Here is an 8,332-nt window from a genome sequence, read left to right as displayed (position 1 = left end):
CAGCCACGGTGGCCTCTCCTCATTCACCGTCTTTGGTTCGTTGCTTAATTGTGGTTGTATTTTATAGCTTATTTAGTAGTTTATTATTAATTCGTATAGCTTATTATATTGATATTGATGTAATTTTGGCGGGTAGAGTTATTCTCTTCTATTGAATATTTGACAGCTTATTTACACAATAAGCCTGTCTTAAATAAGTGTCCGAAAGGTACTCCATTTCTGTGAGAAATACTTTGTTTAATTTTTTGTTTTGATAAGTCTCTACGGGATCCTGTCTCATAAGGTATCACCCTCTAAAAGGAACTGAAAATCTTTCTAAGATTGAGACTTTAAGAGACTATGTTCAAATTTACTAATCTAACTCAACTCTATTTGAAAATGTTCTTTGCATTTACTACGTACTTAGTTAAAAAGCTTATTTTTATAAGCCTCTTTTATACTTCTTCACACGTTTCTTGATCATCCTCTGTCTCGTCTTCACAAGGAGCCTTCTTAAAGAACAGACTTAAAAACTAAATTTCTTATATCGATAGAAATTGATCGAACTTTTACTAAAGATAAAGAGCTATTTTTTATACTATCACCTTGAATAACTAAATTTTTTAAGATATTTTATTGCATTTAATCTCTATTATTTCAAATAATAGCAAGAAAAGTCAAACTAATCTGAGTAACTTGATAACACTTGATCCCTTTTTTTAATATAAATCTTATTTTTACCATATAGCGTTTAACTTTCTAAAGTATAGTACGCAATAAGTTCTTTGATTAGTTGTGTAGCCAATATATCCACACACTATTCTAAACATTACTTGCCATCGCAGATAATACGGGGAGTTGGATAAGACCACATCCTACTCTATAGCCTACTCAAGAAAATTAATCATCGTGTAATGAAATTATAAGAACGCGACATGAATCGTATTTTTCTCTATCCTGTTTTTTTAAAAAACTTTCAGTATTTATTTTCAATACTATCACTAGTAAATGCTTTTTATAACCTATTTTATAGACTAATTTTATAATTTATTTTATAGACTAATATAGTTAGTACAGTAACTAATATAGTTAGTACAGGAATATTTAACTAAATGCTAATTTAAACTTTTTTCAATTACTAATTATGTATATTAACTCTAATTATGTATATTAACTTATGTTAATCTCATGATTTTTTTATATCCATGATCATTCTTAATCTATAGCAATATAAAATTAGATAATGAGAACAACTCTCTAAAATTACGAAAGAACCATAGCACTGACCTGGAAACAATGTTAAAATAAGCATTCTCAAAAATATATCAAGTTTTTAAATTTTAAATAAAATAAAATATGAGCCACTTTCTAACGCAAGTAGAAGAACAGTCATTATCGATTGGAAGTTTAGGTAGCTATATTAGCTGGGTCAATCGAATTCCTATGCTAAGCGCTAAGGAAGAACACGAACTCGCTACTCAATTTCGTCAAAATAATAATCTTGAATCAGCTAGAAAGCTCATTCTTTCCCACCTAAGATTTGTTGTTCGGATTGCCCGAGGGTATTCGGGTTATGGTTTATCTCAAGCAGACTTAATTCAAGAAGGGAACATCGGCTTGATGAAGGCCGTTAAACGATTTGACCCTAGAATAGGTGTTCGATTAGTATCCTTTGCTGTTCATTGGATTCGTGCAGAAATACATGAATTTATTCTTAAAAATTGGCGTATTGTTAAAATTGCCACCACCAAAGCACAAAGAAAACTCTTTTTTAATCTGCGTAAACATGCAAAAAAACGATTTTGGTTTAGTGACTACGAGGTAGCTACTTTAGCTGAAGAGCTCAACCTAAATGCCAAAGATGTGCGACAAATGGAGGAAAGGCTAAATAGCCACGATGAAGCTTTTGAAGGTATTGATGATGAGGGTGATGCTGGAAATATAACTTGGGGGGGGAATGCACCACCAGCCCGTTATCTGGAAGATAAACGTTATAATCCCGCTATACAATTAGAGAGAAGTAATTGGTCAGAAGATCAAGAACACCGCCTTCATAAGGCGCTTCAGATTTTGGATGAACGTAGCCGAAATATTCTTTATAAACGTTGGTTGAATGAAACAAAACTTACTTTAAATGAATTAGCAGAACAATATGCAGTTTCGGCGGAACGTATTCGTCAACTCGAAAAAAACGCTATGCAGAAAATTCGAGAGGCTATGAGTACTTTTTCAATTTCATAGAAAAAGAAAATAATTGTAAAAAAACTTTTTGGTTAAATAACTTTTCCATATCAATACGCATGATTGTACCAATTTTTTTAAGTCGCTCTCCGTTTTTCCCTATCACAATTCTCTTTTGTCCTTTTCGTTCTATCCAAATTACAGCTGAAATACGAATAATTTTTTTTTCCCGTTGGAACATTACCAGTCTAACCGCCAACGAATAAGGAATTTCTTGACCCAATGACCGCATAAGTTTTTCACGAATGATTTCAGCTGCTAGGAACTGATCGCTAGCATCGGTAACTTGTTGAGGTGGAAAATGAAAACAAGACTCTGGTATTTGATCATTAATTTTTTGCTCTAAAATTTCTATGTGATCACCAGTTTTTGCAGAGAAAGGAATAATTTCTTTAAACGTATAGAAAGAAGAAACTTTCTTAATTAAAGGCAATAATTTTGAATGGAGCTTGATTTGATCTATTTTATTAATAATTAGAAAAACCGGTATCTCAATATTTTGAATCTGTTTTAACACCCAAGTATCATGTTCATCCCAATGAGGCTCGATAACAAAAAGAATAAGATTAACCTTCTGAAATGCTTCCCAAGCAATACGATTCATATAACGGTTTATCATTCGAGAAGTATCGAAATGCAAACCTGGTGTATCAACATAAAGAATTTGAATATTTTTAAAGGTCTTAATACCTAAGATTCGATATCGAGTAGTTTGAAGCTTTCGCGAGGTAATACTTAATTTATACCCTAAAATTTGGTTTAGTAATGAGGATTTACCCACATTAGGGCGACCAATAATAGTCACATAACCGCAATAATAAGTAACATTCTTATTCATCTATCAATTCCAGAAAACGTAAAGCAGTAATTTGTTCTGCTCGTTGACGTGTACTACTAATACCCTCTGTTTTATAAGGTAAACTTTTAACATAACAAATGGCCTTAAAGATTTGAGCATGCGCTTCTCCGCTCACCTGAACCTCATAAGTTGGAAGGGATAGTTTTCGAGCTTGTAACCATTCTTGTAGGCGAGATTTAGGATCTTTTTTGGGGGTTAATGTCGATAAGTCATCCACCCGCTTTCCGTACCAATCTAACAAGCAACGACGGCATTTTTCTAATCCAGCATCAAGATAAATGGCACCAACTACCGCCTCCAAAGCATTTGCCAAAATTGATAGTCGCATCATACCCCCACGTTTACGTTCACCCACTCCCAAACGTAAATTATCATTTATCCCTAAATAGATTGATAATTGTGCTAATACTTCTCCGTTAACAACAGCAGCACGCATTCGACTTAATTCTCCTTCCCGCGCTTGAGGATGACGCTGATATAATTCTGATGTAATAATAAACCCCAAAACAGAATCTCCCAAAAATTCTAAACGTTCGTTATTATAAGGCCCCATACTACGGTGACTTAATGCCGTTTGTAACAGTCCAATATTATTAAATTGGTGTCCTAAATGTTGCATCAACTCATTAAATTTACTCATTAAATTTCCCTAGTAATAAAAGCAAAATTACTAATTACAAACTATGTTCAATACATTTTCAGTGAATGAATTTATTTAAAGAATCCCAACATAGCCAAATTTTAAACGCTTTACCAATTAAATTGTTTTCTCCTATAACAACAAACACCCCCATTGACCTGAATTTCTAATCACTGTTATCTTGGTTATATCACCCATCATAAAATAATGTTCCATAGGAGAGAAACTAAATCGTAATTTTTGATTTTTCCAATAGTGATTGGAGATAGATTTTATGTTTAATATCGTTAAACTCTTTTCCTTAATTAAATATAAGACTCTTTAATAACTTCATGAGTTTCTATTATTCATGGTATAGAACAATTTTCAACTGTGTTTCTTACTATCCATATAAACTTCTTTGTTTTTATAAATGATATGATCATCAGGTAATCTAATAACACACTTTTAACGAAAAATTGAGGAATTTTCAGGCTAATACAATAAAACTATTTTATCTTATTATTTTAATTGGCTCACCAATTAGGTACAATTTTTTTATTAAGAATGCACAAACAAACTTTATAAGCGAATTTTGTTCCACCACTATGAAATTCACCTAGCATAACAATCATAGTAAGTTCTACTGAAGTGATGTGGTAGGTACGTGATAAGGTATTGAATAATAAAAGTTTAGACTCTCTAAACAATTTAACAAAACGGGAAAAAACTTAGCTGTATTCAACAATAAAAAAGATTTAATGTTTCGAATGTGGTGTTTTTAAATGAAAAGCCAATTTACAAGAGCAATTATTCTAGTCACCACTATCATAATAGTTCAATAAAAAGTAAAATTAAGTATCATTTTTGATTTTTAAAATAGATAAAAATGCTTCTTGAGGAATAGCTACTTTACCTACTTGTTTCATACGTTTTTTACCGGCTTTCTGTTTTTCCAAAAGTTTTCGTTTTCGTGTTACGTCTCCTCCATAACATTTACCTGTCACGTTTTTGCGAAACGCCTTCACAGAGGTATGTGCAATGATTTTAGCACCGATTGCAGCCTGAATAGCTACTTCAAACATTTGTCTTGGAATTAAATCTTTTAATCGTTTTGTTAATTCACGTCCTCGTGAATAAGCTTGATCTTTATGCACAATAGTGGTTAAAGTATCCACAGTTTTACCACCGATTAAGATCTCTAATTTTACTAGATCCGCTTTTTGGAAGTGGTTGAAACTACAATCTAACGAAGCATATCCCCGACTCACAGACTTCAAGCGATTAAAGAAATCCAATACTACCTCACTCAAAGGAATTTCGTAAGTGATTAATATTTTTTCACTGAGATACAATAGTTTTTTTTGAACTCCCCGTTTTTCTATGGATAAGCTGATTACCGCACCTAAAAACTTAGGTGGTACCAATATATTTATAACCGCAATAGGTTCACGAATTTCAGCAATTTTACTAACTTCAGGTAATTGACTAGGATTATCAATATATAAAATCTCATCTTGCTTCGTCACAACTTGATAATTCACCGTGGGCGCTGTAGTAATTAATTTGAGATTATATTCACGCTCTAAACGTTCCTGGACAATTTCTATATGGAGCATCCCAAGAAAACCACAACGAAATCCAAATCCCAAGGCATCTGAAAATTCTGGTTCATAAAATAAAGCTGCATCATTCAAATGCAATTTAAAAAGAGCTTCTCGAAATGCTTTATACTGGTCTGATTGAATGGGAAATAAACCAGCAAAAACTTGAGGCTTAACTTTTTGAAAACCGGGCAAAGGTATTTTTGCAGGCTCTTTAGTGTGCGTCAAGGTATCCCCTACGGGAGCACCAAAAATATCTTTAATCCCAGCAACCACAAACCCTACCTTACCAACACTTAAAGCTTCTAATTCTTGACGTTTAGGTGTGAAATAACCAACCTGATCGACATAGTAATTTTTACCCGTCGACATGACTTTAATCTGATCTCCCTTTCGTAAAGTGCCTGCTTTAATTCGCACTAAAGAAACCACTCCCAAATAGCTATCAAACCAGGAATCAATAATCAAAGCTTGTAATGGCATTTCGGGATCACCAACTGGTGGAGGAAGAGTGACGATAAGTTGCTCTAATAGCTCTTTGACTCCAAGACCTTCTTTAGCACTTACCCAAATGGCGTCATGTGCCTCAATACCAATAACGTCTTCAATTTCTTGAATGGCATGCTTAGGATCTGCTTGTGGTAAATCAATTTTATTTAACACTGGCAATACTAGGAGTCCTTGTTCGATAGCCTCATCACAAATAGCTACTGTTTGTGCTTCTACACCTTGAGAAGCATCTACCACTAATAAAGCACCTTCACAAGCTGCTAATGATCGAGAGACTTCATAAGCAAAATCCACATGCCCCGGAGTATCAATAAAATTTAATTGATAGGTATGCCCATCTTGGGATTGGTAAGTCAAAGTAACGATCTGAGCCTTAATCGTGATTCCCCGTTCCCGTTCAATATCCATAGAATCAAGAACTTGAGCTTTCATCTCGCGCTCCATTAATCCACCACAAATCTGAATAAATCTATCGGCCAAGGTTGATTTACCATGATCAATGTGTGCGATAATCGAGAAATTACGAATGAATTTTTGTGAAATGATAGTCATCAACTTTATTATTTTTCAATGGGTGGATAGTAGCATACTCACATAAACACAGCGAAGCTCTTAATTTAATCGTAATCATTAGAGAAATCACAATCATTAGAGAAATTTTTAAAGTCTTTATATTGATATTTTCCTGAGAAGGAAGTTACTACTTTAAAAGGTCAGGCATATAAAGTCAGAAGGCAGGTATATAAGCTTATTATTTTTTAATCTACACAAGCAAGCAATAGAAATAGATACGTTTGCAAGTAATTTTTTTATTTCAATAAATTTCTTGATGTCTTATATAATTTATAATCTTTTTTTATTGTAAGTCTCTATTGCATCAAGAAAAATAAAATTCCTCCTATGCTTTAAACTGTACGCATACATAATAATGGATCGGACTTTTTTTAACCTAGCCATTATTATTAAATTATAGCCTTTTAAATAGCATATATATAAATTAATATCCACTGAACATAATAAATAATCATTACTACAACATCACTTAAAATAATCGAAAAAAATGGCGTAAGCCTATTTAAGAATTTCTTAGACTATCTAGCTCATAATCACGAACTTTTGACTACATGTATATAATCCATCTAAATAATGTTTTTTATATTGTTGTTTTTTATATTGTTGGATTTATACTAAATCAATCATGATTCAACTGATCTAAAATACAGGCTACTACAGGCTAGTTTTTTTATCCAAAACCACTAAATAATAAATATAATCAAATGTAATTCTAGATAAATTACAAAATCAATAAGCTATTTTTTTCCAAAAAAACATAAAAGATTAGCTATTAACCCTTATAACCTTTCATAGTCATAGAAGATAATTTTATGGTTAGCTCTCCCTATAATAGAGCTGAATAATTATCTCACAACAAGTAAGTAAAAATACCTGCCACAATAAGAATATTATTACGATATTATCAAAATAAATGCACCAAATAAATTTTATTGCATGTTGTGTAATTTCACCGCCCTTAGATCTTAGACATTAAAGATTAGAATGACATCACAAAACACCTAGGATTAATGCACTAATTAAAGGTATATTAATAATACTTTCCATTACTACATTTATTCACAATTCCAATGGCAAAATCAACTTCAATTCTAGTTAATGTAGACATATCATTGATTTCATCAGAAACCATCAGAAGTTTTTCTATCTCTTATTGTAATTCTTTCACGGTTTTTACTTGATCTGTTCTAAAAGTACTCTTCATCAACAATTCTTGAAGCGCTCACTGCTTGTAATACACAGTATTCACCGTAATTAGATTTTTTCCTCCACTAAGGATGATCATTTTTAATCCTATTTATCCTAGATCTGGTGAGTACTTTTTGAGTATCTAATTTAATTGAATAGAGCAATACCTAGAAGAAGAGCATTTTCAATTACAAACTAAATAATAAATAAGCGTTTAATTTTTATTGAATATCTAGTGACTATAATTACTTATATTATTTAGATCCACATTTTCATTTTTTTATGAATTTTAAATGATTTCATAATAATTAACCTATCTGGTAATTTGAGGTTTAAGATCGTGACCGAAAGAGCTTCAAATTCATTCACCTAAAGTAGAAATAAATAGTAGAAATAAATTTTGTTTTTAGTATCTTCCACAATCGCCTCTCTTAAAGGATGGACTGAACTTTTCCCAACACTACCTGCTTGCTAGTTTTAATAATTTTTTTCATTAATCTTATGTAATGCTTTAATATTTGTTAATATGAGCTTTCGGGGGGGGTGATCGTTTCAGTTATGATCTACAAAGAAAATTTTTGTTCATTAAAAAGCTATTTGTAGCAGTGTTTGTCTCTTACAAATAAAAGCAGCTCTTTTAAAGATTTTTCCACTTTCTTACAATAACAGAAATTGGCATTTCCAGAACCTAATAGCATGGAGATAAGTAAATAACCAAGGATAAGTAATAACCAAGACAGACACTCCACTTATCACAGT

At 32.0% G+C, this 8,332-nt stretch carries 4 protein-coding genes; 1 reads left to right on the top strand and 3 read right to left on the bottom strand.

From position 1 onward, the window contains the following. The first annotated feature begins 1,335 nt into the window (after nt 1–1,335). Nucleotides 1,336–2,220 carry an RNA polymerase sigma factor RpoH gene (gene rpoH, locus CLERM_RS02700; protein ID WP_102157060.1) on the top strand — a complete coding sequence of 295 codons (885 nt, stop codon included), beginning with the start codon at nt 1,336–1,338 and terminating at the stop codon, nt 2,218–2,220. On the opposite strand, the gene era is transcribed toward rpoH, so the two are convergent. The 3 genes from era to lepA form a co-directional block, all read right to left on the bottom strand. Then, nucleotides 2,195–3,058: a GTPase Era gene (gene era / locus CLERM_RS02695; RefSeq protein WP_102157059.1), complete on the bottom strand. Its 864-nt coding sequence runs from the start codon at nt 3,056–3,058 to the stop codon at nt 2,195–2,197. The genes rpoH and era overlap by 26 nt on opposite strands. Continuing rightward, nucleotides 3,051–3,719 (bottom strand): ribonuclease III, encoded by a 669-nt coding sequence (gene rnc / locus CLERM_RS02690; RefSeq protein ID WP_102157058.1) that lies wholly within the window; start codon nt 3,717–3,719, stop codon nt 3,051–3,053. Before rnc ends, era begins: the two co-directional genes overlap by 8 nt. Nucleotides 3,720–4,552: 833 nt before the next feature. Beyond that, on the bottom strand, nt 4,553–6,364 hold the full coding sequence (gene lepA, locus CLERM_RS02685; protein ID WP_102157057.1) for a translation elongation factor 4: 1,812 nt from the start codon (nt 6,362–6,364) through the stop codon (nt 4,553–4,555). Nucleotides 6,365–8,332 lie beyond the last annotated feature (1,968 nt).

The organism is Coxiella-like endosymbiont, from assembly GCF_002871095.1.
In the GTDB taxonomy this organism is placed as follows: domain Bacteria; phylum Pseudomonadota; class Gammaproteobacteria; order Coxiellales; family Coxiellaceae; genus Coxiella.
Note: the sequence above shows the minus strand (reverse complement) of the source record. Positions and strands in the feature narration are given on the sequence as shown.

What these genes read in the sequence shown, in the direction of transcription:
- lepA (WP_102157057.1), bottom strand. Translation starts at nt 6,364, where the DNA reads ATGACTATCATTTCACAAAAATTCATTCGTAATTTCTCGATTATCGCA.
- rpoH (WP_102157060.1), top strand. Translation starts at nt 1,336, where the DNA reads ATGAGCCACTTTCTAACGCAAGTAGAAGAACAGTCATTATCGATTGGA.
- rnc (WP_102157058.1), bottom strand. Translation starts at nt 3,719, where the DNA reads ATGAGTAAATTTAATGAGTTGATGCAACATTTAGGACACCAATTTAAT.
- era (WP_102157059.1), bottom strand. Translation starts at nt 3,058, where the DNA reads ATGAATAAGAATGTTACTTATTATTGCGGTTATGTGACTATTATTGGT.